At 49.2% G+C, this 24,907-nt stretch carries 21 protein-coding genes; 13 read left to right on the top strand and 8 right to left on the bottom strand.

Annotated features, from left to right (window positions below; all coding sequences use genetic code 11):
* Window positions 1-13 precede the first annotated feature (13 nt).
* The 5 genes from nuoL (at window position 14) to secA (ending at window position 8,972) form a co-directional block, all read left to right on the top strand.
* Window positions 14-1,918, top strand: coding sequence for an NADH-quinone oxidoreductase subunit L (gene nuoL / locus BQ7117_RS06355; protein ID WP_084790069.1), 1,905 nt, complete (start codon window positions 14-16; stop codon window positions 1,916-1,918).
* A gap of 20 nt (window positions 1,919-1,938) precedes the next feature.
* Window positions 1,939-3,468, top strand: coding sequence for an NADH-quinone oxidoreductase subunit M (locus BQ7117_RS06350; protein ID WP_073996698.1), 1,530 nt, complete (start codon window positions 1,939-1,941; stop codon window positions 3,466-3,468).
* Window positions 3,465-5,081: an NADH-quinone oxidoreductase subunit NuoN gene (nuoN, locus tag BQ7117_RS06345; RefSeq protein ID WP_073996697.1), complete on the top strand. Its 1,617-nt coding sequence runs from the start codon at window positions 3,465-3,467 to the stop codon at window positions 5,079-5,081. Before BQ7117_RS06350 ends, nuoN begins: the two co-directional genes overlap by 4 nt.
* A complete protein-coding gene (locus tag BQ7117_RS06340) occupies window positions 5,078-6,091 on the top strand; it encodes a polyprenyl synthetase family protein (protein WP_073996696.1) in 1,014 nt (337 codons plus the stop codon). The genes nuoN and BQ7117_RS06340 overlap by 4 nt, the downstream gene beginning before the upstream one ends.
* A gap of 79 nt (window positions 6,092-6,170) precedes the next feature.
* On the top strand, window positions 6,171-8,972 hold the full coding sequence (gene secA, locus BQ7117_RS06335) for a preprotein translocase subunit SecA (RefSeq protein WP_073996695.1): 2,802 nt from the start codon (window positions 6,171-6,173) through the stop codon (window positions 8,970-8,972).
* Between the two features lie 145 nt (window positions 8,973-9,117).
* On the opposite strand, the gene BQ7117_RS06330 is transcribed toward secA, so the two are convergent.
* The gene (locus BQ7117_RS06330; protein ID WP_073996694.1) at window positions 9,118-9,981 is read right to left on the bottom strand and encodes an Rv3235 family protein; all 864 of its coding nucleotides are present in this window, start codon (window positions 9,979-9,981) and stop codon (window positions 9,118-9,120) included.
* Between the two features lie 255 nt (window positions 9,982-10,236).
* Here BQ7117_RS06330 and BQ7117_RS06325 point away from each other — a divergent pair, with 255 nt between their 5' ends.
* Window positions 10,237-10,707 (top strand): DUF6912 family protein, encoded by a 471-nt coding sequence (locus BQ7117_RS06325; RefSeq protein ID WP_073996693.1) that lies wholly within the window; start codon window positions 10,237-10,239, stop codon window positions 10,705-10,707.
* 45 nt (window positions 10,708-10,752) lie between these two features.
* Here the strand turns inward: BQ7117_RS06325 and BQ7117_RS06320 are convergent, their stop codons facing one another.
* Genes BQ7117_RS06320 through BQ7117_RS06295 form a run of 6 tightly spaced genes read right to left on the bottom strand, consistent with a single transcriptional unit; the run spans window position 10,753 to window position 18,929 of the window.
* The gene (locus BQ7117_RS06320) at window positions 10,753-13,986 is read right to left on the bottom strand and encodes an AAA family ATPase (protein ID WP_073996692.1); all 3,234 of its coding nucleotides are present in this window, start codon (window positions 13,984-13,986) and stop codon (window positions 10,753-10,755) included.
* On the bottom strand, window positions 13,983-15,230 hold the full coding sequence (locus BQ7117_RS06315) for a metallophosphoesterase family protein (protein ID WP_073996691.1): 1,248 nt from the start codon (window positions 15,228-15,230) through the stop codon (window positions 13,983-13,985). Before BQ7117_RS06315 ends, BQ7117_RS06320 begins: the two co-directional genes overlap by 4 nt.
* 2 nt (window positions 15,231-15,232) lie before the next feature.
* Complete coding sequence (hisN, locus tag BQ7117_RS06310; RefSeq protein ID WP_073996690.1) at window positions 15,233-16,042, bottom strand: histidinol-phosphatase; 810 nt, start codon at window positions 16,040-16,042, stop codon at window positions 15,233-15,235.
* Window positions 16,043-16,083: 41 nt separating this feature from the next.
* Window positions 16,084-17,136, bottom strand: a complete 1,053-nt coding sequence (rsgA, locus tag BQ7117_RS06305) for a ribosome small subunit-dependent GTPase A (RefSeq protein ID WP_073996689.1) — start codon at window positions 17,134-17,136, stop codon at window positions 16,084-16,086.
* On the bottom strand, window positions 17,115-18,494 hold the full coding sequence (gene aroA, locus BQ7117_RS06300; RefSeq protein WP_073996688.1) for a 3-phosphoshikimate 1-carboxyvinyltransferase: 1,380 nt from the start codon (window positions 18,492-18,494) through the stop codon (window positions 17,115-17,117). The genes rsgA and aroA overlap by 22 nt, the downstream gene beginning before the upstream one ends.
* Window positions 18,495-18,512: 18 nt before the next feature.
* The gene (locus tag BQ7117_RS06295) at window positions 18,513-18,929 is read right to left on the bottom strand and encodes a DoxX family membrane protein (RefSeq protein WP_073996687.1); all 417 of its coding nucleotides are present in this window, start codon (window positions 18,927-18,929) and stop codon (window positions 18,513-18,515) included.
* 165 nt (window positions 18,930-19,094) lie between these two features.
* On the opposite strand from BQ7117_RS06295, the gene BQ7117_RS06290 reads away from it, so the two are divergent.
* From BQ7117_RS06290 to BQ7117_RS07990, 3 genes are all read left to right on the top strand, one after another.
* Window positions 19,095-19,712 (top strand): sigma-70 family RNA polymerase sigma factor, encoded by a 618-nt coding sequence (locus tag BQ7117_RS06290; protein WP_073996686.1) that lies wholly within the window; start codon window positions 19,095-19,097, stop codon window positions 19,710-19,712.
* Window positions 19,709-20,041, top strand: coding sequence for a hypothetical protein (locus tag BQ7117_RS06285; protein ID WP_084789972.1), 333 nt, complete (start codon window positions 19,709-19,711; stop codon window positions 20,039-20,041). The genes BQ7117_RS06290 and BQ7117_RS06285 overlap by 4 nt, the downstream gene beginning before the upstream one ends.
* A gap of 125 nt (window positions 20,042-20,166) precedes the next feature.
* A complete protein-coding gene (locus tag BQ7117_RS07990; protein WP_419865612.1) occupies window positions 20,167-20,241 on the top strand; it encodes a 50S ribosomal protein bL37 in 75 nt (24 codons plus the stop codon).
* Between the two features lie 73 nt (window positions 20,242-20,314).
* Here the strand turns inward: BQ7117_RS07990 and BQ7117_RS06280 are convergent, their stop codons facing one another.
* Window positions 20,315-20,920: a GDSL-type esterase/lipase family protein gene (locus tag BQ7117_RS06280; protein ID WP_073996685.1), complete on the bottom strand. Its 606-nt coding sequence runs from the start codon at window positions 20,918-20,920 to the stop codon at window positions 20,315-20,317.
* A gap of 189 nt (window positions 20,921-21,109) precedes the next feature.
* Between BQ7117_RS06280 and BQ7117_RS07870 the strand changes: the two genes are divergently transcribed.
* From BQ7117_RS07870 to aspA, 4 genes are all read left to right on the top strand, one after another.
* Complete coding sequence (locus BQ7117_RS07870) at window positions 21,110-21,364, top strand: hypothetical protein (protein WP_073996684.1); 255 nt, start codon at window positions 21,110-21,112, stop codon at window positions 21,362-21,364.
* The gene (locus BQ7117_RS06270; protein WP_084789970.1) at window positions 21,355-22,356 is read left to right on the top strand and encodes a M23 family metallopeptidase; all 1,002 of its coding nucleotides are present in this window, start codon (window positions 21,355-21,357) and stop codon (window positions 22,354-22,356) included. The genes BQ7117_RS07870 and BQ7117_RS06270 overlap by 10 nt, the downstream gene beginning before the upstream one ends.
* Window positions 22,357-22,524: 168 nt before the next feature.
* The gene (locus tag BQ7117_RS06265) at window positions 22,525-23,334 is read left to right on the top strand and encodes a glycerophosphodiester phosphodiesterase family protein (RefSeq protein ID WP_084789967.1); all 810 of its coding nucleotides are present in this window, start codon (window positions 22,525-22,527) and stop codon (window positions 23,332-23,334) included.
* Between the two features lie 73 nt (window positions 23,335-23,407).
* Window positions 23,408-24,862, top strand: a complete 1,455-nt coding sequence (gene aspA / locus BQ7117_RS06260) for an aspartate ammonia-lyase (protein ID WP_073996683.1) — start codon at window positions 23,408-23,410, stop codon at window positions 24,860-24,862.
* The last annotated feature ends 45 nt before the right edge of the window (window positions 24,863-24,907 follow it).

The following is a 24,907-nucleotide window of genomic DNA, read 5'->3' as shown; positions in this document are numbered from 1 at the left end:
TGCTCCAGCAGCAATGCCGGCTGTGGGGGCGACTAATCTAATTTGGCTAGTAATTGCGATTCCACTGGCCGCATGTGCTGTTTTACTTCTAGCTGGAAAAGCAGCCGATAAATGGGGGCACTGGTTGGCGATTGCTGCGGCAGTTTGCTCATTCGGTATCGGTCTAGCCGCTACTCTGCAGTTGGTTGCGCTTGACGCCAATGCGCGCATTCTCGAATCCACGCTCTTCACTTGGGTAGCGGGCCCGGATATGGTGGTCAATTTCGGCACGCGCGTAGATCCGCTTTCTCTCACCTTCGTCATGTTGGTGACCTTCGTCGGCACCTTAATCTTCATCTACTCGGTAGCCTATATGGAGCATGACCCCGAACGGCGTAAGTTCTTTGCGTATCTGTGCTTCTTCGTAGCTTCCATGCTTATGCTGGTATTAGGGAATTCTTATTTGGCGCTTTTCCTCGGTTGGGAAGGTGTAGGTTTGGCTTCTTATCTCTTGATTTCCTTCTGGAATCAGGTACCTGAGTATGCCACTGCCGGTAAGAAAGCATTTATTATGAATCGTGTTGGCGATTTGGGAATGCTTATCGCCATGATGGCCATGGTAAGTAACTTTGGTTCAGTAAACTTTACCGATGTAAATGCCGGTCTGGAAAGAGCTTCCTCTGGGCAGCTGACCTTTATCGGTATTTTCTTGCTGCTGGCTGCCTGCGGTAAGTCGGCGCAATTCCCCTTGCAAGCTTGGTTGGGGGACGCCATGGCAGGCCCTACTCCGGTATCCGCTCTCATTCACGCTGCCACTATGGTAACGGCAGGTGTATATTTGATGGTGCGTTCCGGGGGAATTTATAGTGCAGCTCCGGCCGCGGCTCTCGCCGTGACGATAATCGGTTTAATAACTCTGATATTCGGAGCAGTAGTTGGTGCCGCAAAAGACGATATGAAGAAGGTACTGGCCGCTTCGACGATGTCACAGATTGGATATATGATGCTGGCGGCCGGCTTAGGCCCGGTAGGCGCTACTTTTGCTATTTTCCATTTGGTCACGCACGGTTTCTTCAAAGCCAATATGTTCTTGGGCGCTGGTGCCGTCATGCATGCAATGAAAGAAGAAGTAAATATGCGGGGCTTCGGTGGCCTCGGTAAACATATGCGTATTACGCGCGCTACTTTCCTTTGTGGCTATCTGGCAATTATCGGAGTGCCTTTCCTTTCCGGATACTATTCCAAAGACGGCATTATTGAAGCTGCCTTTACGGGCAGTGGAATTCGCCCGTGGATTTACGGATTGATTACGGTACTCGTAGCCGGGCTGACTGCTTTCTATATGTCGCGTCTGTGTTTCATGATTTTCTTCGGAGAAGAGCGGTGGGAAAAGCAGGGGCCAAATGCTTATCATCCGCACGATCCTTCCCCGTTCATGTGGGTACCGATGGCTGTATTAGCTGTTGGATCACTCGGTATTGGCGCAGTTTTGAATTACGGCGGTTTCCTTAACTGGTTAACGCCTGTGATTGGCGAAAGTGAGCATCTTGCTCCAGTGCTGCCGTTGCCCGTGATAATTGGCTTGACCTTAGTAATAGTAGCCGCTGGTGTAGCTATTGCTTGGGCAATGTATATAAAGCAGCCCGTGCCAAAAGAAGTTCCGGCTGGAAATCTTCTCACCCGGGCGGCACGGCAAGATTTGTATCAGGATACGTGCAATGAAGCTCTCTTCATGCGTCCCGGTATGCTCCTCGTATCCGGTACCGCTACTTCTGATGAAGTGTTGGTAGACGGAGCCGGCGAAGGCTTGGGGCGTTTCCTCCAATACTTGGGCAAGTGGATTCGCAAATTACAAGATGGCTACGTGCGTACTTACGCCAGCTATATAGTGCTCGGTCTATTCATCTCTCTTATCGCTGCTTTGGCAGCATCGATGTGAGTTAGGAAGGAAATAAGCTAATGCAAACAGCAATAGAAGCAACCTTTCCCTGGTTGTCAGTTCTTATCCTGCTCGCTGCCGGCGGATCGCTAGGTTTGGCTTTAATAAAACCAGCCGGTCGGTTCGCAAAGCAGATTACGCTGGGTATCTCTTTGCTAATTTTGGCACTTTATGCCGTCGCTTTGCTGATGGATTTTGCTCCCCAGGAAGCGGGAGTGGTGCAGCTAAGCGAAACTTATACCTGGATTTCGCAGTTAGGAGTTTCGCTAGCTTGGGGTGTTAACGGGTTCAGCGCAGTTATGATCGGTTTGGCCGTGTTCCTAGTGCCGCTAGTAATTATCGCTGCTTGGAATGATTTCACTCCGGAAAAGGCAGCAGGTTATTTTGCGTGGATTCTTTTCCTCGAAGCCGTAATGATTGCACTTTTCGCCGCCCGCGATGTATTCCTTTTCTATATTCTCTTCGAATTAATGATTCTCCCCATGTACTTCTTAATTGGAAGATACGGCGGGCAAGGGCGCAAACGGGCTGCTATGAAGTTCCTGCTCTATTCCTTGCTGGGTGGATTTATTATGTTGGTAGGGGTAATCGCCGTTTACTTCTATGGCCCGGGTGGTCCACGCGGCTATATGCTCGATACTCTCCACGCCGGCTTGGCCATACCTCCTGCTGCAGAGATGTGGATTTTCTTCGCCTTCTTCTTTGCTTTCGCTATCAAGGCCCCGATGTGGCCGGTGCATACCTGGTTGCCGGATACGGCTGCCTCTGCGCCAACCGGTACCTCTATCCTCTTGGTAGGAGTACTGGATAAGCTTGGCACCTACGGAATGATTGCAATTTGCTTGCAGCTATTCCCCGTAGCTAGCCGGAAAGCAGCTCTTATTATCATCGCCTTCGCCATCGTCTCCATTATTTGGGGTGCTTTGATGGCTATTAGCTCTGATAACTTGCTGCGTCTGGTTTCCTATACATCGGTCTCCCACTTCGGCTTTATGGTGATGGGAATATTCTCCGGATCAGCCATGGCACTCTCCGGTGCAATGCTCTATATGGTGGCACACGGAGTGGGTACGGCTGCTCTCTTCTTTACCGTAGACTTCCTCGCGAAGCGGGGAGAGAGCCCGGCGATTTCTGCTTACGGTGGTTGGCAGCGCGTCACACCACTTCTCGCGGGTACTTTCTTAATTGCCGGTTTAGCTACTATGGCTTTGCCAGGGCTTTCGGGCTTCATACCGGAGTACCTAGTACTAATGGGTACTTTCCACGTATTGCCGGTAGCTGCGATTTTGGCAGTCATCGGAGTAGTGCTAGCGGCGCTATATATTCTGCTTCCCTATCAACGCATTTTCACGGGGCCGCGCCCCGAGTTGGAAAAAGAGGATTTACGGGGAAGAGAAAAGGCAGTATTAGGAATACTAATCGCTGCTATGCTCGGCCTTGGTTTTTACCCGGCACCTATTTTAGATTTAGTAAATCCAATCACCGCGCAGCAGCAGGTGGTAACGGTAGCTAGTACCAACACTGCTGCGTTGGAAGGGAGCAACAAGTGAGTACGACGAACACTATGATTCAATGGGCAGCTCTCGCTCCGCTGCTAATTGTGCTAGGGGCAGCAGTAATAGCTACCCTATTGGAAGCATTTTTGCCGCGGAAGCTGCGCCCAATCGTGCAGCGCCCCTTCTTCCTGCTCGCCTTAATTGCGGCATTAGCTGCGATTATCTGGCGCGGGACGGTGGCTAACCAACAAGAAGTTTGGGCCACCACGCCGCTTTCCATTACCCAAAGCGGGAGCGGATTTACCGGAATAGCTTTCGTAGAAGATAGTTTCTCGCTTATTGCGCAGGCCATTATAGTGTTAATTACTTTACTGGCTGGGCTAGTAATGCTGGACCGCACCGAATTAAAAGAAAGTGCTTTTGCTGCAGATGCAGCTACTACGCCAGGTTCACCTGCAGAAGCAGAGGCTAGTAAATATGGGCTCCGGCAGACGGAAGTGCTACCGCTGGTACTTTTTGCCGCCGGAGGCATGATGGCATTCGTTTCTGCTTTCGATTTGCTCTCGCTTTTCATTGCTTTGGAAGTAATGTCGCTGCCTCTGTACGTACTTTCTGCTACAGCGCGCCGCCGGCGGTTACTTTCGCAGGAAGCTGCCGCTAAGTACTTCCTGCTCGGCGCCTTTTCTTCGGCTATCTTCCTTATGGGAGCTGCCCTAGTATACGGCGGTACTGGCAGTCTGATCTTCAACGAAATTCTCAGCGTCGCTCTCCAAACTACCGATATTAAGACGTGGCTGCTGCTAGCCGGTACGGTAATGATTCTGGTTGGTTTGCTCTTCAAAGCGGGGGCAGCTCCATTCCACAGCTGGAAGCCAGATGTGTACCAAGGAGCTCCGACTCCTATTACCGGATTCATGGCTGCTGGCGTATTAGTGGCCGCTTTCGTGGCTTTGTTGCGCGTGATGCTCTATATAGCGGGAACTTTGGTCGCGCAGCTCACCATCTTCTTGTGGATTATCATTATCGCCACAATTCTTATTGGTACGATATTGGGCTTAGTACAAGGAGATATTAAGCGACTATTGGCGTATTCCTCTATTGCCCACACTGGCTTTATTCTCGTAGCCATCAGCGTGCTGGACTTAAAGGAAATTACTCCGCAGCAGTACGCACAGACTAGTTCGGCAATTCTTTTCTACCTTTTGGCCTATGGTCTTGCTACGGTGGGTGCTTTCGGCATTGTCACCTTGGTGCGGCAGAAAGATGCGGCCGGAAATATCGGCGGCGAAGCTACTGCTTTGGCGAGCTGGGCCGGTCTTGGTAAACGCAGTCCGCTCCTCGCAGCTGCGATGACCATTTTCCTGCTCTCTTTTGCTGGCATTCCTCTCACAGCTGGTTTTATTGGAAAGTTTGAAGTCTTCAAAGCTGGTGTAGCAGGAGGCGCCACTATTTTGGTGGTAATAGCGGTCTTAGCTTCTGTAGCTACGGCTTTCTTCTATTTCCGGATTTTACAGTTGATGTTCTTTACCGAGCCGGCAGAAAATGTGCAAATAGTGAAATCGGCTGGGTTCTCTATTGCGGCTATCGTCGCAGCTGCTATCCTAGTTTTGGGATTGGGGATTTTCCCTGATTTATTACTGGGCATAGTACAAGGAACATTTGCGTGAATGTAATTGCTGATACTTTGGCTAGCCACGGAGCCTTAGGGGAGAAGATTTCTTCTCGTCTTGGCGAAGTGGAAGCCAAGCTAGAGAAGATAGCTAGCGAAAATACTCCACTTTTGAACGAGGCTACTTCCCATTTAGTACGCGCGGGAGGAAAGCGGTTGCGGCCCCTGCTTTGTCTTTTGACTGCGGAGCTGGGCGCCGAGCCGGATAATGGCGATGTTTTAGATGTAGCAGTGGCGGTGGAGCTCACTCATCTCGCTTCGCTTTACCATGACGATGTCATGGATGACGCCGCGCTCCGGCGGGGAGTGCCTACAGCTCAGAAGCTGTATGGTAATTCAGCCGCTATTATGGCGGGAGATTTGCTTTTTGCACAGGCTTCGCTAGTTATTTCTGGCCTAGGGGAAGCAGCCGTAAAGCGGTATGCACGTACTTTCCAGCGGCTTTGCTATGGGCAGCTGCAAGAAGCTATGGGGCCAGAAGCGGGCAAAGATCCGCGTACGCATTATTTGGAAGTACTTTCGGATAAGACTGGTTCCCTTATTGCGGCCGCGGCCCGCGACGGAGTATTAGCAGCGCGGGGCAGTCAAGAAATAGCGGCCGCCGTCGCTCAATATGCAGAATATCTGGGTATTGCTTTTCAACTGGCAGATGACGTCTTAGATTTACAGGCAGATTCGGATATCGCCGGAAAAATTCCTGGTACTGATTTACTAGAAAATGTCTCTACTATGCCGACTCTTCTCCTGGCTGAGCAAAAGCGAGCAGGTATGTTAGATACTGCGGGAGAAGAAATAATGCGGATGTTAGCTGCTTCGGTCGAAGAGAGGCGGGAGCAGTTGCCGCGCTTACTAGATTTACTTTCACATCATGCAGTGGTGGAGCAGACGCGTGCTATTGCGGAGGAATACTGCCGCAAAGGGCTGGCAGAGCTAGAAATTTTACCGGCAGGGGAAGTAAAAGCGGCACTGACAGATTTCGCTCATATGATGGTAGATCGCCAGCAATAATTGATAATTGGGCGGGAAAAGCATAGAGAGCATAGAATAGGCTCAGTTACCGCTCAAAAAATAAAAACCAGGAGTAGATGTGCGTAAGCTGATAGATAGAGTCCTGCGTTCCGGTGAGGGTCGCACACTTAAAAAGTTGCAAAAAATTGTGGAGCAGGTGAATCTGCTCGAAAGCGATTTTCACGAGTTAAGTGATAGCGAATTGCAGGAAATGACTAATGAATTCCGCCAGCGTTATGCCGATGGGGAATCTTTAGATGATTTACTTCCCGAGGCTTTTGCTACCGTGCGGGAAGCAGCTATGCGTACGATTGGCCAGCGGCATTTTGACGTGCAGATAATGGGTGGAGCTGCGCTACACCTGGGAAATATCGCCGAGATGAAAACTGGTGAAGGAAAAACTCTCGTCGCCACTTTGGCTGCCTATTTGAATGCTATTCCGGGGCGGGGAGTGCACGTGGTGACGGTCAATGATTATTTGGCCTCTTATCAGTCAGAGTTGATGGGGCGGATTTATCGTTTTCTGGGTATGCGTACTGGCTGTATAGTTGCCGGTTTAACTCCGGAGCAGCGCCGCGAAGAGTATGCAGCCGATATTACTTATGGCACCAATAATGAATTTGGCTTCGATTTTCTGCGCGATAATATGGCGCGGGAAACTTCCGGATTAGTGCAGCGTGACCACTATTTTGCCATCGTCGACGAAGTGGATTCTATTCTTATTGACGAAGCGCGGACTCCGTTAATTATTTCTGGCCCGGCGGAAGGCGATGCTAATAAATGGTACAAGGCCTTTGCGCAAGCGGTAATTTCGATGCATAAGAATATCGACTATGAAGTGGATGAAAAGAAGCGCACCGTCGGCATTCTGGAGCCAGGGATAGATAAGGTAGAAGATTTGCTCGGAATCAGCAATCTTTACGAGAGTGTAAATACTCCGCTTATCGGCTATCTGAATAATGCGATTAAAGCGAAAGAACTTTTTTTCCGCGACCGCGATTACATTGTGCAGGGCGGAGAAGTACTCATTGTAGATGAGCACACTGGGCGAGTATTGCCAGGGCGGCGTTACAACGAAGGTATGCACCAGGCAATTGAAGCAAAAGAAGGCGTAGAGATAAAAGCCGAAAATCAGACTCTAGCTACGATTACTTTGCAGAATTATTTCCGTATGTACGATAAGCTCTCTGGGATGACCGGTACCGCGGAAACGGAAGCAGAAGAATTTGCTTCTACCTATCATATCGGCGTAGTGGTGATACCGACTAATAAGCCAATGATTAGGCAAGATCATACTGATTTGGTTTACCCCACGGAGCGAGGAAAATTCCAAGCAATTGTAGAAGATATTCGCCAGCGCTACGAGAAGGGGCAACCGGTACTGGTAGGTACGGCTTCGGTAGAGAATTCAGAAAAGCTTTCCGCGCTCTTGAAAAAGGCTCATATTAAGCACGAAGTATTGAATGCTAAGCAGCATAAACGCGAAGCAGCGGTAGTGGCAATGGCAGGGCGTAAATACGCGGTCACAGTAGCCACTAATATGGCTGGGCGTGGTACTGATATTATGCTCGGCGGAAATGCTGAGCATATTGCAGTAGGCATGATGGAAAAACGGGGTCTTAATGCGCAAGAGAATCCGGAAGAATACGAGGCAGCTTGGCCGGAGGTTTTGAAAGAAGCGCAAGAAGTGGTGGCAGCTGAACACGATGAGGTTGTGCAGCTAGGAGGACTTTACGTATTAGGTTCGGAGCGGCACGAATCGCGGCGTATTGATAACCAGCTGCGCGGGCGTTCGGGCCGGCAGGGAGATCCGGGCGAATCGCGTTTCTATATTTCTTTAGAAGATGACCTCATGCGCCTCTTCGCCAATTCCCGGGTAATTTCTCCTTTGCGTAATGGTCCGGAAGATCAGGCTTTAGAGTTGAAGATTTTAGCTAAGACGATTCGCCGGGCACAGACTGCTATCGAGGCGCGCAATGCGGAAATTCGTAAGAACGTCTTGAAGTATGACGACGTTATGAATGAGCAACGTACCGTGGTCTATGAAGAGCGGCACCGCATCCTCAATGGAGAAAATCTGGAAGAGCAAATTCAATCTTTTATTGATTTCGTAGTAGAAGATGTGGTGACGGCGGAAACTGCTGGAAATTCGGAAGATTGGGATCTACACGCACTCTGGGTGGAAATACAGTCTTACTTTAAGCCATCCTTTACAGCAGAAGAGCTTTTAGCTGAATACGGCGGCCAGCATAATTTGGAGCGGGAGAATCTTCTCCAAGAATTAGATACCGATGCTCACAATATTTATGCAGAGCGCGCCGAAGAGCTCGGTGATGAAACTATGCGGCAAGTGGAACGGCAAGTATTGCTGAATGTGCTGGATCGGAAGTGGCGCGAGCATCTTTACGAGATGGATTATTTGAAAGAGGGAATTGGCTTGCGCGCTATGGCACAGCGCAATCCTTTGGTGGAGTATAAGCAAGAAGGCTACCAAATGTTCCAGTCGATGAACGATGCTATTCGATCGGAGACGGTGCGCTTTCTCTTTAATTTTGAGCTTCCTTCCGAGCAAGAATCGCGTTTGCAAGCGGAAGCTGCTGCTGCGCAACAGCAGGCAGAGTTACAAGAGGTAGGAGCATCAGTATTGATGCAGCCGAGTAAGCGTGCAGAAAAAATGGCAGCGCAGATGATTGGGGCGCAGAATACGCCGGAGCAAAAGATGAACTACACTTCGGCGGCTAATTCTGGCGCGGGGGCGCAGCAACCGCAGAATAATTCGGTGCGTACTAATGCTGCCGATACAGATGCAGCTGCCTATTCGGGGATGAACCGAGAGCAGCGGCGGGCGGCGAAAAAGGCGCAACGCCGGCGCGGGCGCTAACTATAAAATTATATTCTCCCCTGATCACGTGGCTGGCGTGGAGTAGTGCCCTTAGAATAGGGCAGCTTCATGCTGCTGCGCTGCAGGATTAGGGCTAGTACTGGGCTTAGTGCATGGCTAGTGCAGACTTAGTGCGGGGCAGAAATTAAATAATTTCTAGCGCAGTCACTTGCCAATTTTCGCGCCGAGCTTCTAAACGGAGAGCGGCGGCACGCATTTTTATTCCATCGTGCACAATTACGCATACTTCGGCGACACCTGGGCGGGGATAGCAAGCGCGTACGCGGCGGAGCCGCGGTAGCGGGCAGCGTTCTGCCTTTCCGAAAATTCGCATTCCGAGGCTGGCTCGCCGCGCTAGTGCTTGGTATACCTGTGGATTTAGCCAAGTTTGTAATTGACGAAGCGGGCGTTTTCCTTGCAAAATTTCAATTGCTTGAATAGTTATTTGGGCAGCAAATTTTCGCGCATTTGGTCGCGGTTTTTTCGCCGGTATTAGCGGGGGTGCTTCTTCTTCGAAAAAAGCGGCAGTTAGGGATTTGTTATTGCTCACCGCGTGCAATGCTATGCGGTCATAAGTGCTAGATGTAGGTGTAGCGGGGATAGCTTTATTTGGAGCAGGTGTAGCTGCTCCAGGTCTAGCGGGAGCGGATTTAGGAGGAGAGGCTTTTTTCGCGGCAGAATCATATTGCCAAATTGGGGGCGGCGAATCTAGCCCGATATCTCCCAATTCTCGTTTTAGTTGGGGAGCATTGGGGTGTGCATTACCGGTACGAATATCGCTGGTATGAGCAGGGCGAGAAATATGTATATTGTTGTTTGCGCTGCTCGCGCTTCTTGCCTGGTTCGCGTTCTTAGCGCGGCTACTGCGCGGGAGTCTATATTTTTTGGTAGATGCAGATATTTTTTGTGCTTGCGAAGCAGAAATAGAGTGCGAAAGCGTAAAAATTTCTTCGGAACTGGGCAGTGTATCTGTAGGTATTTCGTCGGTAATGGCCTGTTGAGCAGACATAATTATCCCTATCTTTTATCAGCTCTCGACCGGAAAGAGGTGTGAAACTATTAAGAGCGTGGATACATCAATAGGGGATAAAAGATGTAAAAGGGAGCGCCACGTAAAAATTAATTGGTATTTCTTTATGTATACGAAGTTATTTAGTTCATAGCTACCGTTTATACACGGTAAAATATGAAGTTCGCGCGAGAGCTGGGGCGAGATATTTTATAGTTATTTTCCGCGCGAAAAAATATGACTTAATATGGATATATGCGCATTTACATACCGCTCACGGCAGCAGATTTGGCAGCTGCGGAGATTTCGCCGCGTCGAATATATACAGTAACTCCTGAGTTTCGTAGCTCTTACCCCGATTGGGGAGAAGAAAACTTAGAAATGGCTACTACTTTAGCTGCTGCGGATGAATCTTTACGGCGCCTAGCGGAGGGCTCGAAAAGTTATCGCCGTTTAGTGGGCGCAGGGGAAGTGCCGGCAGAAGCGGTAGTTTTTGCGGGGGAAGAAAATTTTGCGGCAGAAAATGAATTAGGTGCCGGAGAGCTGCGCATGCCCTTAGCTTGGAGCAAGATTGAATCTCTTTTAGTGGATGAAAGTGGCTGGGAAGATTTAGTACAACGGGCTATAGCGGGAGATGAAGAAGCTTTTCTGTATACGGAAAATATAGATTTACTTTGGTATGATGCTGCAGAGCGGGCTTTGCTGTATGCCGAGCTCAATAAATAGTGCGCATTTCCATAAATAGTTGGTATTTCATTAAGTGCGTGCATTTTAGCAAATAGTGCGCAGTTCAGAGCCGCAAGTAGGTGTAGGAGATATGCTGACTCGGCTGGGAATAATGCTCTTTAATTCTTCAACATGTGAAACTATTCCCACTATTCGCCCTTGTGCAGTGAGAGTGCGTAAAGTCTGCATTACCGCATCGCGTACTCCAGCCGAAAGTGTGCCGAAGCCTTCGTCGATAAGGAGAGTATCGATGCGAATACCTCCGTTTTCTTCTTGCACTATTTCTGCTAAAGCTAATGCTAGAGCCAAAGAAGTGTAAAAAGTTTCCCCTCCGGAAAGCGAAGCCGTCGGGCGAATAATATCCCCAGTGGGTGATCCGTCGTGATCAATTACCGAGAGCCCTAAGCCGGTTTTTCGTATCTTCTTTGATTCATCTTCGCTGCGTATAAGGGCATAACGCCCAGCAGATATATTCTCTAAATGCTCATTCGCCCGGTTTACCACTGCTTCGAAACGGTGCAAGAGCACCCACATATTCAGTGGAATACGGGAGGTAGAAAATTCTCCCGCATTGGCAATACTGGCTAAGCGAATAATCTCCGTAGCTGCTTGCGCTTTTTTATGCCAAGTGCGAGCAGATTTTTGCACCGGCACTAGCAAACGCCGCGCATCTTCAGCTCCCTGCTTAGCACGGCCAGCTTGCTGTTCTGCCTCTTGCTGGGCGGCACTGGCTTCTTCCCAAGCAGCGGCAGCGGCAGTTAAATCTGGGGCGGGGCAGCGGGGGAGCTCTTGTAACTTTGTATCCTGGCGGCGAATTTTATTCTTAGTACATTTTTCTTGATAGGTAGTTACTTTTTCTGTTATTTCTGCCAGAGAATCGGGCGGCAGATAGGTTGCTTCTAGCTCAGTTGTGCTGCCACATTCTCCTGCTGCTAATTCTTCTAAATACTTCTTGCCCTGCCGGCGCACCTCTGCTGCAGTTATTTTCAAAGCACTTAGCTGTTTTTGCAGCAGTTGCAGCGATTTTTGCTCTTGTGTAGCGGCATCTGCCCGTTCCGCTACCGAAGTAAAATCTCCGCAGGCGGCAGCTATTTCGCAGCTGGCTTCCGCAATTTCTTTTTCTATTTGTTTCTGGCGTTCTTGCCCGGCAATCATTTTTTCCGCTAAGGAGCTGAGTAAAGTATTCTGAGCTTCTAGCTCCGGGCGGAGTTTTTCCAGCTGTTCTTGATATTCGCCCACTTCTTGGGCTGCCGCCTGTGCACTCGTTAATTTTTCTGCTAGTTGGCGGGATTTTTTAGCTAATTTTTCTTCCTCATCCGCCGGTAGTCGTTTCTCTAAATCATCTTTTCGCGTGTTTAGCTCCAGCAAAGATTTATCATACTTTTGTACTTGCTGGCCTTGTGCCTGCAATTTTTCCTGCTGGGAAGTAACTTCTTCATAAGAGGTGTAGTGGGCAGAAATAGGAGCGGGATTTGGGTGGTCTTTCGATCCGCATACCGGGCAAGGATCTCCCGGAGTTAAATCCTTTGCGAGGGAAGCCGCCGTCGAATTAAGCCAATTTTCACTTAGCTGGTGTAAAAGAGCTTCTTCGCTTCTATAGCTTTGCTTTTCTATCTCTAAAGCGTTTTTTACCTCCGCTATCTGCTCTTTTATCTCTAGTTTTTCGGTGCGTAGCTGGGTAGCTAGTTCCAGCTCCGCTGCTTCTTTTTCCAACAGGGGGAGTTTCCCCTGCTGCAGTTGCTTAGCCGGTAATTCTCTTTCTAAAGTAGCAATTTCTTTTTGCAATTCTGCTTGTTTAGCTTCTGCAAACTCTTGGGATTCTTTTTGGGTCTGTAATTCGGTGCGCAGTTTTTCCACTTCTTTGCGGTGCTGAGATAGTTCTTCTTCCAGTTTTTGCGGATAGCTGAGGCTACCGAGTAACTCTGCTGCGCTCTGCAGATGTTCTTGCAGCATATTTTCCGCATTATCGGCCAAGAAATCTGGCATTTCTTGCTCCAAGGCCGCTGCTGGGGGAGAAAAAATTTTTGCTTCGAGCTGGCTTACCGCTGCGGAAAAAGTTTCGCCGATTTCCCCTATTGCATTAATTATTGTGGTGGCTGCCCTTGCTTCCGTACCGGCAGCCTCTGGAGAATCTAGCTCAGCAGCAGATACTGTAGATTTCTCGGTAGTTTCTGTATCTGCAGTTGCTAATAGTTCCGTTAGCTGCTCTGTGTAGTTTTCCTGCTGCTGGCGCCAGCTTTGTAATTCCTTGTAGGCGGTAGTACTCTGCTGGTGTTTTTCTAGTTGCTGGCGCAGATCAGAGATTTTTGGTTTCTCTTTTTGCAGTTCTTCCCACTCCGCTTCTAATTTTTCCCGTAACTCCAGCGCTGCTGTTAAATCTTTCGCTGCTTCCCAGCGGCTGCGAAATTCTTCGGCAGTCGCACGCGCTGCTTGGGCATTATCTGCTTTTTTAACTGCACTATCTGCCAGGGCTGCCGCGCCCTGAGTTAAAAGCGTCAAAAGCTTTTTATCGCAGCTAGCGCTGGCGGGAAATATTTCGGTTAAATCCGCGCGAGCAGCTGTGATCTCTGCGCGAATATCACTATCTATCGCCTCAATCCCCAACCAAGTTTCGATAGCGTTTTGATAGGAAGTATAGGCCGCCGCTATCTCTTTTTGGGTTTTGCGGGCTTCGCTTTGCAGCAGCTCCGCCAGATTTCGATACGGAGTAGTGGCAAAAATTTTTTCTAAGAGCGGCGCCCTTTCTGCAGATTTCAGCCGCAAAAAATCGGCAAACTGCCCTTGGGGTAGCAGCACGGTTTGTAAAAACTGTTGCTTATCTAGCCCAATAATTTCGCGTAGCTCCTGATTAGACTCACGCGTCTGTGAGCTGATGGCTTGGGTGTCTTCTAAATTTCCACTTTCTAATGCTGCTTCCGAAAGTTTCCAGAGCCGCGCTTTCTGTGCCTGCTCTGTAAAGCCCTCCCCGCGTTTCTTGGGCTTTTTCCACGCTGGACTGCGCCACACTCGATAAGTGCCGCTGCTAGTGGTGAAGATTAAATCTACATAGGATTCTTCTTGCGCTGATGCATAGGTGGAGCGGAGGCGCTCGTCGGAGCTATCTTTCCCCGCTACGCTCCCATAGAGTGCAAATACGAGGGCATCTAAAATACTTGATTTTCCGGCACCGGTCGGGCCTTCTAATAAGAAAATCCCATTCTGCGTGAGTTCGGTAAAATCAATACTCTGTTTTTTCCCAAAGGGGCCAATCCCCGAAAATTCTAGCCGCCGAATAATCATAATTCTTGCTCTTCTTGCTGGGCTTTCCTCCACAGCACATCGAGAAGTTCTTTTTCTTTTTTCGCGAGCGCTGCCGCACCGTTGGCAAGGAAGAACTCTTCCAGTATTTCTTGCGCACTCGCGCGGCTTGGGGCAGATATTCCAGAATTCTTCTGCACGGCGGTTTCCCCATTTCCCCTATTTTCTCCCTGCGCCGTATTTTCCGCTCCTAAGTGGTATATCTCCAAAGCATAGGGAAATTTGCGGCGCAGATTGGCATTCATATTGAGAGGGCGTTGTGCATCTTGCACGTAAATACGGAGAAAATGCTCTTGATACGAATCGTACTTCGCGGAAAGCAAAGCATCGTAGCTATCTTGCAAGGTAGCTAAAGGTCTATAGACGGGTGATGGTAGAAGCGTAATTTTCGGCGGAAGTTCGGGAGAATTTTCTGCAAATTCCAGCAGCACGGAGCTCTTTTTGTGGTGCTCTTCCGAAAAAGAAAAGGCAATCGGAGAGCCACTATAGCGCATCAGCGGTGCCTGTTTAGCAGTAATTTTTTGGGGGCTGTGCAGATGCCCGAGGGCAATATAATTCAGTGGTTCCTGGTCATTAATTGCGGGAAGATGGAATATCGAAGCGGGGACGGAATCTACTCCACCAATATGCAGATCTACTTCTGAATCACTACTCTCTCCGCCCGTCACAAAAGCATGCGCCATCACGATACGAGGGAGGGGAGCAGTGGCATATTCGCCGTTTTTAATGCTGCGGTGGATATTTTTTAATGCCGCGCCTACTACTGCACTGTGGCTGCGCGCAACTTCCTCTTTTGAAGTAGATAAACGGCTACTTTCCAAATAGGGATCGAGATAAGGAATTCCATATACCAAAGCTCCTATCTCTCCTACGGCATTGCGCAAGGGGATAGCTTGGGAGCAGGCAGCGGCGTTGGTGCGGATATAGAGCCCGGCGCGCAGCAATTCGGAAGCAAAACCTAAGCGCCCGGGAGAATCGTGATTTCCAGAGGTAATTACCACCTGAGTATGCTCTAAAAGCCGGTGGAGAGTTTGAGAGAGCAGCTCTACCATAAGCACTGGTGGCACACCGCGATCATAAATATCTCCGGCAATAAGCACCGCGTCAATTTTTTCGTCTTTAACTAACTGCACCAAATAATCGCACCATTGGGTAAAAGCAGGAGTTAAATCTGCGCCGCGCAGGCTCCGCCCCAGATGCCAATCAGAAGTATGCAGAATACGCACAATTAATCGTTATCCCGCACTGAGTGAAGTACTTCGAGTGCATCGGCGTGCAGAATTCCATTCGTTGCCAGCGCACAGCGCCCGTACGGCCCTGGATTTCCTTCGAGGTCAGTGAATTGCCCGCCCGCTTCGGTGAGTATCGGTACGAGTGCCGCCATATCGTAAAGTTCTAGTTCCGGCTCGGTTGCAATATCTACGGCGCCCTCTGCTACGAGCATATACGACCAAAAATCACCATAAGCGCGGGTGCGCCAAGCGGCCTGGGCGAGGCGGAGAAAAGCGCGCAATTGGTTGCGCTCTTGCCAGCCTTGGAGAGAAGAATAGGAAAGAGAAGCATCCTCGATACGGTTCACTCGTGATACCTGCAACGGCTGGGCGGTGGTCCAAGAACGTCCGGTATAGGCGCCCAGCCCTTTTACTGCCCACCAGCGGCGATGTAAGGCAGGTGCGGAGACCATCCCTAAGACCATCTCTCCGTCTTCCTCTAGGCCGACTAGAGTGGCCCACACCGGCACGCCGCGCACAAAATTCTTGGTGCTGTCGATAGGATCAATAATCCACCGTCGGTTAGAATATCCGCTGCTTTCGCCCTCTTCTTCTCCAAATATGGCGTCTCTTGTCCGGTATTTACCCAGCATATTTCGGATAATTTTCTCTGCGCCACGGTCGGCATCAGTGACGGGAGTGAAATCTGGTTTAGTCTCTACCTGTAAATCTAAGGCGCGAAAGCGCTGCTTCGTAAAATGATCTACCTGATCAATTATGCCGGAAATTACCTGTAAATCGTCGGAAAGTCGAGAACGTTTAGCCATAGCCATATTCTACGTGGAAATATGAGCGAGTAGGTACTATCTCAGTTTTTATCCCACTCCGGTACGTCAATAGCTGCCAGAAGACGGTGGAAAGAAGCTACGCGCCGGCGTAGATGCGCTTCGGATACTTCCCCGAGGCAGCATTCTAATTCTCCTTCTCTATGCCGGCATCCGCGGGGGCAAGCAGCTGCTATTTCTGCTAGATCTGGAAAACTAGGCAGTAGTTTTTCCGTATCGATATGGGAAATTCCAAAAGTGCGGATACCAGGAGTGTCTATCACTACTCCGGATTCCGGTAGGGCAAAAGCCATAGCGGAAGTGGAGGTGTGCCGGCCTCTGCCCGTCACTTCATTTACGGCTCCGGTATCCCTATTAGCGCTGGGCACGAGGGCGTTAATCAAAGTAGATTTACCTACTCCGGAATGCCCAATCAGTACGGAAACTTTCCCCTCCAGGTAGGAGCGCAATTCGCGGAGGCTCTCTGCGTTAATCTCGGCTTTTTGCTGTGTATTTACTTGCGCAGAGGTGATGACGGTGGGGAGAGCTAAATCTTGGTAGGTAGCTAAAAGTGCTGCCGGAGAAGCTAAATCCGCTTTTGTGAGCACCAAAATTGGGCGGATATTGCCGTCATAAGCAGCCACAAGGCAACGGTCAATCATGCCGATGCGCGGCGGGGGATCCGCCAAGGCGCTAATAATAAGTAGCTGATCTACGTTGGCAGCAATTACTCTTTCTTCGCCGGTTTTCTCTCCTTCCGCGCTGCTCCGGCGTAATACGCTCTGGCGATCATCCACTTTTACAATGCGCGCCAAAGTATTCTTTTTTCCAGAAAGATCTCCCACTACCGCGCAGATATCGCCTACCACTACGCTTCCCGGCGGAAGTTCGCGCGCTTTCACTCCTACGAGTGGTGTGCCATCTGTAAGTAACCGCATATGATAACGGCCACGATCCACCCGATATACGCGGGCGCGAGGAGCGCGGGAGTAATCAGGGCGAATTTTTGTACGCGGGCGGGAGCCTTTACCTGGGCGCACCCGTACGCGATAGTCATCAGTGCCGATATCTCTTCTCAACGGCAAAATTCCTTCCATTGCCGGGGAAAATCTGGAAAAGTTTTCGCAGTGGCCGCTATGCCTGCTATCTTAATACCCGCAATGCGCATTCCTAAAATAGCTCCGAAAGTGGCTAAACGGTGATCATTATGTGCATCAATAATAATATCGGGCGCCGCAATATCGCGCGGCGCTCCATTGGGCAGACTAGGGATATTAGGCAGATTGGTTGCATTGGGCTGGGAGCGGGGAGGAGTGATCTCTAAGTCAGTGCCCCCAACTATGCGTGCTTTTACACCTACTTTCGCTAATTCACTACTTAGAGCTGCTAAACGGTCACTTTCATGGCCGCGCAGATGAGCGATATTGCGCAGATAAGAAGTGCCGGCGGCAAAGGCACATACAGCAGCTAAAGTGGGCACTAATTCGCCAATGGCGCGGCAATCTACATCTATTTCTTTTAGAGTGGATGGGGCAGTGAGAATTAGATTTCCGCTGTGATCTTCGCAGTGGCAGTGCGAAAATTTTCCGCCCATCTGGCTAAATATCTCCCGATAAGCTATCCCTGGTTGGTGGCTGTGTGCCGGCCAATTTACGATGCGCACTTTTCCTCCGCTCACCATAGCTCCCGCGAGAAAAGGCCCGGCATTACTGAGATCAGCTTCTACCTTTTGGGCAGCTACTTGGAGTGAGCTCGGCGCTATACGCCAATGATATGCGCTCGCGGCAGAGTTTATTTCTGCCGAGTGCAGTTCGGTAATTTTTCCTCCCGCTTGGCGGAGCATATGTGCCGTCATTTCGATATAGGGAAATGACGGGAGCGGAGCAGGAGCTACTAGCTCTAAACCGCGTTGGAAACGAGGTGCAGCCAAAAGTAAGGCAGAGATAAATTGGGAAGAAGCGGCCGCATCAAGCTGAATTTTTCCGCCGGTTATTTGCCCGCTCCCTTTTATACGTAAAGGAAAAGTGGCAGCGGGGGAGTTGCCGGCTGTTTCTACTTCGACACCTAAATCTTTTAAGGCAGTTATTAACGGATAAATTGGCCGGCGCGCAGCTTGTTCAGTGCAGTGAAAAAGGCTTTCCCCGTTTGCTAAGGCAGCTAGCGGCAATAGGAAACGCATTACCGTGCCAGCTAATCCGGTATAAATTTTTTCGCCGTGTAAAGGTGCGGGATATATTTTCCAAGCAGTATCGCTTTGCTCGATTTTCACCCCTAAATTACGGAGAGCGCTCACCATTAAATCAGTATCTTCCGCTTGGAGTGGGGAATAGAGAGTAGTGGGTCTTTCACTCAATGCCCCTAGTATAAGCAGACGGTTAGTAGCGGACTTAGAAGCAGGTAAATTAATATCTCCGGCTACTGCTCCGGCAAGAGGGGCTGGCCATAAATCAGGCATCAGGATTTTACTTCGCTACTATTTGTGGCTGGCAGAGCGATATTCATTGCTCCAGCCGGCAACCTGTGCTGCGTAGAGCAGAAGGGCATCTGATAATAGGTAGAGAATATCGAAATTCTTTTCTGAATTTTCCTGCTCCCAAAAAGGGTGCCGAGCTAGAGAAACTGGTATCTGCAAGGCGAGAATCCCGGCTGCAGCGAGTCTTCTAAATCGACCCGCGGCCAGTGCGCTGCTGGCGGCAAGCATGGCTCCGCCGCTAATCCGAGTAATAAGAGGTAAATGCTCTACGGGGAATTTGATGCCGATTTTCTCTAGCCAAGTGGCAAATTTTTCTCCCTGCTTTCGATGGGCTTGGGAATTCAGTAGGGCATCAGCTCCAGATGCAATATAGGGAGCGGCAATTAAGAGACGAGAGAAAGCAGACGAAGCTGGCATAGTAAATCCTTTTCCGCTTATAGAGAGGGCGAATGATTTGCATCTTAAGTGTAGGCATATTTTTTAGGTGACGGCATATTTAGCTCTAATTTTCTCTAAAAAAGTAATACCTTGTGAAAGTGGTTTGCGGAGAAGTAGGAGCGCGGCGTTTTTAGTATCCTAGAAATGATGAATAAAGAAAAAAATGCAGTTCTTGCTCCGCCCGCGGAGTCTGCGAAAGAGCTGGAAGAAAGATTTGCTCGGGAGGCTTTGCCGCTTCTCGATCAAATCTATGCGGGTGCTCTGCGTCTTACCCGCAATAAACAGGATGCGGAAGATTTAGTGCAAGAGACTTTCACCAAGGCTTTTGTTAAATTTCACCAATATAAGCCGGGCACGAATTTGAAGGCTTGGCTCTATCGCATCCTTAACAATACTTTTATTTCTAATTACCGGAAAAGTCAGCGCCGACCGCAAGAATCTGACCATGCGGAAGTAGAAGAATGGCACGAATATCAAGCCGCTTCTCATCACGCTGTGGGGTTACAGTCGGCAGAGGCAGAAGCGATAGAGAACCTGCCTAACCAGGAAATTCAGGAAGCTTTTTACGCCCTTCCGGAAGAACGGCGCACAGTAGTCTATTTAGCTGATATTGAGGGTTTCTCCTATCAGGAAATAGCAGAGATTATGGGAACTCCGGTGGGCACGGTGATGTCGCGTTTGAATCGGGGGCGGATGCAGTTGCGAAAAATATTGCGCGATTATGCTCGCAAGCAGGGCTACCAAGCAAAGGAAGAAAAATGAGTGGGCAATCTGCAGAAGAAAAAATCGCTGAGTTAATGGCGGAATTAGATGCTTGTCCGTGTCACGGTGGTTCCGATTGTACTTGTGGAGCCGCCTGCCGCTGCGATGAATTACTAGAACATCTTTTTGAATTACTCGATTACGAAGTGCCGGCGGAGTATGCGCATCGACTGCTGGAGCATGGTCGCGGTTGTGAAAATTGCTTAGAGACGATCCGAGCAGAATTGCGAGTGCGCGCGGTTATTCGCCGTTCTTTCACGGATCTTGCTCCGCGCTCGCTGCGGCTACGCATTACACAGCTGACTATTAGAAGAGATTGTACGGATTAGATTTTGTCAGTGCCGGAGAAAGCGAGAGGAATACTACTTTTATGCTTGCCACTTTCTGATGCTGAAAGCAGTATTTTTCGCTACACTGGATAACCGGCAGTCAATAATTTTTAAGGAGCAAAGTTATGTCTAAGCGGGCAGATAAACGGCGTACACGCCGGAAGAAGAAAGCAAATCACGGTAAAAAGCCCAATTGCTAAATTAGTAAAATCAGAGGTGAGAAACTCCGTTTCTCACCTCTATTTTTATTTTTGAAAGTTTATTTTTTAAAGTCTATTCGGAAAATAAATCAGCAGAATTTATTCCGAGCCATTGGTGCCAGCCGTGGTGCAAAACTAGCCAAGCTATTAGCCCGTATCCGGCTTGGCGAGGGGTATATCCGCCGGAAATAGCCATATCGGTAGCCCACTGGGCGTGTTTAGAAAGAGGCTCGTAGGTATCCACGTAGGGAATATCTCTGCGAGAGCAGACTTCGGAAAACGCTCGCGATAATTCGGCAAGGCGAGCCGGTTCCACATCGGGGCGCGGCGGCGGCCCGACTACAAATGATGCCAGTTGATGGCGTTCGGCATTGTCCAATAAATTCGCTAGATACAGCCGAGAGCGAGCTGAGCTCAAGCCGGCGTCTAAATCGTGGGAGCCGAGGCCAATTACGAGGCGATTATCGGCATTCTTGCTGCGCCGGGGCAGCACTTCTTCTTCCCAGCGATTAGTTAAAGCAGCAGAAGATTCGCCCGGGAAAGCCAAATTGATAGCTAATAGTGGGGGATCCAGCGGAGTGCGTGCCACCACCCGGCCGCTCCAGCCGAGGGCACGTTTATCACCTAGTCCGGCAATTAGCTCGTCTCCTACAAAAAAGACTCGTAGATTTCGCTTCATGATTACCCTTCAGCTGCTTGTTTTAAAGGCACTGCCCATATTCTAACTATTTTTCGCGTAAAACTTATAAAGAAATGCCGCCGCAGGTACTTACTTTATAGAGACAAAGGTGTTGCTTTGGCGATAATGAGCTCTGCTGTTTTGCGGTAAAAGGGGTTTACTCTGGAGAGTAAGGCGCTGATTTTAAGAATGAAAGGCTTTGTTGTGCCGGCGATGCCTGAGCTTTATTTGCTGGCTCTAAATAGCGCTCTTACCAGCGATAAATTCCAATATATAGCGGCAATAGTTTCTTTCATTTGGGCTAATAAAATAGGTGTGGAGGGTATCACGGAGAAGATACTCGTAACCGCTAGCCTTTCCGTTATCAAAACGTTATTCTTTAAGATAGCGGAGCGGCCGCAAATGATGAAAATAACGACGAAGCGGGGAAAATTTTGGCAATAGATAGCGCTGGGCGGAGGTTACCTTCCCGCCGCGAAATCCGCTTGGCGGCGCAGAAAGCTTCGGCATCCCAAGTATCCGCTGTTTCGCCAGATTCGCCTCAGGAATTCATTGCGGCGGCGCCGGAAAGTGCTTCTGCGGCCGCGGTGACTGCCTATATGCCAGCTTTGGCGAAATATCCTCCGCAAAAAAGTAGTTTTCCAGCTAAACATCTACAGCAGGTTCGCCAGAGTTTGCCAGTTCCTTCTTTTATGTCTAGCTTAATAGCAGCAGGAGCTGCAGCTTTGAGTACTATGGCGCTCGTGCAAGTGCAAGCAGCTATTGCGGCTCCTAAATTCACCGCTGCGCAATCCTTGCTCTCGGAAGTGGTAGTAGATTCTGCCACTACTCCCGATACTTTATTGGCTGCGCCCGGAGCAGATGAGACGGCAAAAATGCAGGCTGCTTTAGAGGCGCTCCATTCGGGGCGGGCACATTGCTTGCCGCAGGTAGGAGCGAATTCCCTAATTGGGGCACTCGCTCCTAGCGCAGAAGAAATTATTTATTCCCCCATGCGGAGCGGCACTTATACGATTTCTTCTCCTTTTGGGGTGCGTTCTGATCCCTTCAGTGGTGCTGCTAAGATGCACGAAGGTCAAGATTATTCAGCTCCAGCTGGTACCCCGATTTATGCGATTGCGGATGGTACTGTATTGGCTGCGGGGAAGACAGCGGAGACTGGCTCTGCGAATATAATTGTGATTCAGCATGAGATAAAAGGTGAAGTATTCACTAGCTGGTATCTGCATATGTATGACGACGGTATCCATGTAGCTGCGGGCGATAAAGTAAAAGCAGGGCAGGTAATTGCTGCTGTGGGATCGCAGGGGCGTTCTACGGGCGCGCATTTGCATCTGGAAATCCACCCAGGAGCTGGGATGAAGACCAGTGCGATAGATCCGGCAGAGTTTTTAACTAAGCACGGCGCGGTAGATATCGGAAGTTCCTGCCGGTAAACCGCTTAGAGATAAATTTTTTCCGATAAAACTTTTATTTCGGAATTTTTTGCCGGTAAAGCTCTTATTTAGAGAAATTCTCGTTGGTAAAGTTCGTACTTAGAAAAATTTCTGTCGGTAGAATAAGAGCAGAGCGTATTATGCGAGCGTACCCGGAAAGGTTTGATTATGTCTGCTACCGGTAGAATGTGGAAATTACAGGAAAAACCAATAGTTCTTGCACATCGCGCGGGGGGAAACGAGGCGCCCGAGAATTCGCTTCTCGCCTTTGCCAATATGGAAGAAAAAGGTTTTAAGTATATTGAAAGTGATGTGCACGCCAGCCGCGATGGCGTAGTAGTAATTTTTCATGACGATACTTTGGAGCGCACGACGAATGGGCGCGGAAAAATTGCGCATAAATCTTGGGCAGAGTTGACCGAGGTGCGGGATCACTCGGGGCATTCTCTATTGCGATTTGCAGATGTTTTAGAAAAATTTCCGCAGCTAGTCTTGAATATTGATTCTAAAGAGTGGCAGGTAATACGGCATTTAGTACGGGAAATTAAAATTCATGATGCGCAGGAGCGGATTTCTCTCAGTTCCTTTAGTGAAATGCGCTTGAAAGTATTGCGCCGTCTTCTCCCAGGAGTTACCTCTTCGCTCGGGGAAGGAGCGCTGGTTTTGCTGGTATTAGCTGCACACTTGCCATTTCCATTGCAAAATATTCTTTGCTGGTTTGTACCTGGCAATAAGCAAAAAGTAGAAGCGGTACAAGTGCCGGTAGCAGCTTACGGAATAAAAATTATCACTCCGGCTTTTATTCGGCTGTGCCATCAGCGGGGTCTAGCGGTGCACGTATGGACTATTAACGAAGAAGTGGAGATGCGCCGGCTTTTAGAGCTCGGTATAGATGCTTTGATAACCGATGAGCCGAGCCGGGCGCGGTGCGTAATAGAGGAATTTTGGGCATCTAAGGCAGAAAATCGGCCCGAGTAATAGAATGCGATTAGGCGGAGAATGTTCTGTCGCTTTAGTTTGTATTTTTAACTCACCGATAAGAGAGAATTCAATGGCGAATCGTAAGGAAGCCGATTTACTTGGCGAAAAAGAAGTGCCGGATAGTGCATACTACGGAATCCACACGCAGCGGGCGTTGGAAAATTTCCAGATTTCGAATAAAAAAGTGCGGGATATTCCGGAATTTGTGCGCGGGATGGTGCAGGTGAAAAAAGCCTGTGCACTTGCGAATGCTGAGTTAGGAGTACTACCAGAAGATATAGCTGCAGCTATTGTGGAAGCGTGCGATGAAGTTCTGGAAAAAGGGCGCTGCCTTGAGGAGTTTCCAGTAGACCTATTTCAGGGTGGTGCGGGTACTTCTACCAATATGAACACCAATGAGGTGATTGCTAATTTAGCTTTAGAAGCACTGGGGTATGAAAAAGGGCGTTACGATATTATTCACCCCAATGACCACGTGAATAAATCTCAATCCACCAACGATACGTATCCGGTGGGGATTCGTCTCGCTGTATACCAAGAAGTATTGTGTCTATTGGAAGAGCTGGAAAAGCTGGAGGCTGCTTTAGCTGCAAAAGGTAGAGAATTTGCGGGGATGCTGAAAATGGGGCGTACCCAGTTGCAAGACGCCGTGCCGATGAGTCTCGGGGAGGAATTTCAAGCCTTCGCCAGTTCTATTCAGAGTGCCAAAGCGGCCTTGGCGCAAGATGCGGAAAAATTGCTGTACGTCAATTCGGGAGCCACGGCAATCGGCACTGGAGTAAATACGCCGGATGGTTTTTCGCAAGTAGTGGCAGAAAAACTAGCTGAAGTTACAGGTTTAGCTATTAAAAATGCTCCTGACCTGATGGAAGCTACGTATGACAACGGCGACCATGTGCTTATTCATTCGCATTTGAAAAGATTGGCACACAATCTTACTAAGATCTGTAATGATTTACGGTTACTTTCTTCGGGGCCGCGAGCGGGATTGAATGAAATAAATTTGCCGCAGATGCAGGCCGGATCTTCGATTATGCCCGCAAAAGTAAATCCGGTAATTCCGGAAGTGGTAAATCAAGTTTGCTTTAAGGTGATTGGCAACGATACGGCAGTACTACTGGCGGCTGCGGCCGGCCAGCTGCAGCTAAATGTGATGGAGCCAGTGATTTTGGAGGCGATGAGTGAGTCTTTCCAGTTGCTCACTAATGCTTGCCGTACGTTGCGCCAGCGCTGCATTGAGGGAATTACGGCGAATCGGGAGATTATGCGCTCCTACGTCATGAATTCTATCGGTATTGTCACCTATCTCAACGATATTCTCGGGCATGAAAAAGGCGATTTAATTGGTAAAACTGCCGCCCAGAGTGGGAAAAATATAAAAGAAGTGGTTTTAGAATTAGGGCTGCTCACGGAGGAGGAAATCGATACCTATTTGTGTGAAGAGGTATTTCTGAATCCTAAGTTCTCCGGGAAGATTTATAAGCCGGGTGAAAAAGGTTTGCCGCCCACCCCGAGTGCGAGCTGAGTTCAGAATTAACTGAGTTTAGAATTAGCTGAGTTCTGAATTAAC

The organism is Arcanobacterium urinimassiliense (assembly GCF_900119495.1).
Lineage (GTDB): Bacteria > Actinomycetota > Actinomycetes > Actinomycetales > Actinomycetaceae > Arcanobacterium_A > Arcanobacterium_A urinimassiliense.
This window is presented reverse-complemented; position numbering and strand designations above follow the sequence as displayed.

Coding starts and splice junctions, on each gene's coding strand:
- nuoL (WP_084790069.1), top strand. CDS start 14: ATGCCGGCTGTGGGGGCGACTAATCTAATTTGGCTAGTAATTGCGATT.
- BQ7117_RS06350 (WP_073996698.1), top strand. CDS start 1,939: ATGCAAACAGCAATAGAAGCAACCTTTCCCTGGTTGTCAGTTCTTATC.
- BQ7117_RS06330 (WP_073996694.1), bottom strand. CDS start 9,981: ATGTCTGCTCAACAGGCCATTACCGACGAAATACCTACAGATACACTG.
- BQ7117_RS06325 (WP_073996693.1), top strand. CDS start 10,237: ATGCGCATTTACATACCGCTCACGGCAGCAGATTTGGCAGCTGCGGAG.
- BQ7117_RS06320 (WP_073996692.1), bottom strand. CDS start 13,986: ATGATTATTCGGCGGCTAGAATTTTCGGGGATTGGCCCCTTTGGGAAA.
- hisN (WP_073996690.1), bottom strand. CDS start 16,042: ATGGCTAAACGTTCTCGACTTTCCGACGATTTACAGGTAATTTCCGGC.
- rsgA (WP_073996689.1), bottom strand. CDS start 17,136: ATGGAAGGAATTTTGCCGTTGAGAAGAGATATCGGCACTGATGACTAT.
- aroA (WP_073996688.1), bottom strand. CDS start 18,494: ATGCCTGATTTATGGCCAGCCCCTCTTGCCGGAGCAGTAGCCGGAGAT.
- BQ7117_RS06295 (WP_073996687.1), bottom strand. CDS start 18,929: ATGCCAGCTTCGTCTGCTTTCTCTCGTCTCTTAATTGCCGCTCCCTAT.
- BQ7117_RS06290 (WP_073996686.1), top strand. CDS start 19,095: ATGATGAATAAAGAAAAAAATGCAGTTCTTGCTCCGCCCGCGGAGTCT.
- BQ7117_RS06285 (WP_084789972.1), top strand. CDS start 19,709: ATGAGTGGGCAATCTGCAGAAGAAAAAATCGCTGAGTTAATGGCGGAA.
- BQ7117_RS06280 (WP_073996685.1), bottom strand. CDS start 20,920: ATGAAGCGAAATCTACGAGTCTTTTTTGTAGGAGACGAGCTAATTGCC.
- BQ7117_RS07870 (WP_073996684.1), top strand. CDS start 21,110: ATGAAAGGCTTTGTTGTGCCGGCGATGCCTGAGCTTTATTTGCTGGCT.
- BQ7117_RS06265 (WP_084789967.1), top strand. CDS start 22,525: ATGTCTGCTACCGGTAGAATGTGGAAATTACAGGAAAAACCAATAGTT.
- aspA (WP_073996683.1), top strand. CDS start 23,408: ATGGCGAATCGTAAGGAAGCCGATTTACTTGGCGAAAAAGAAGTGCCG.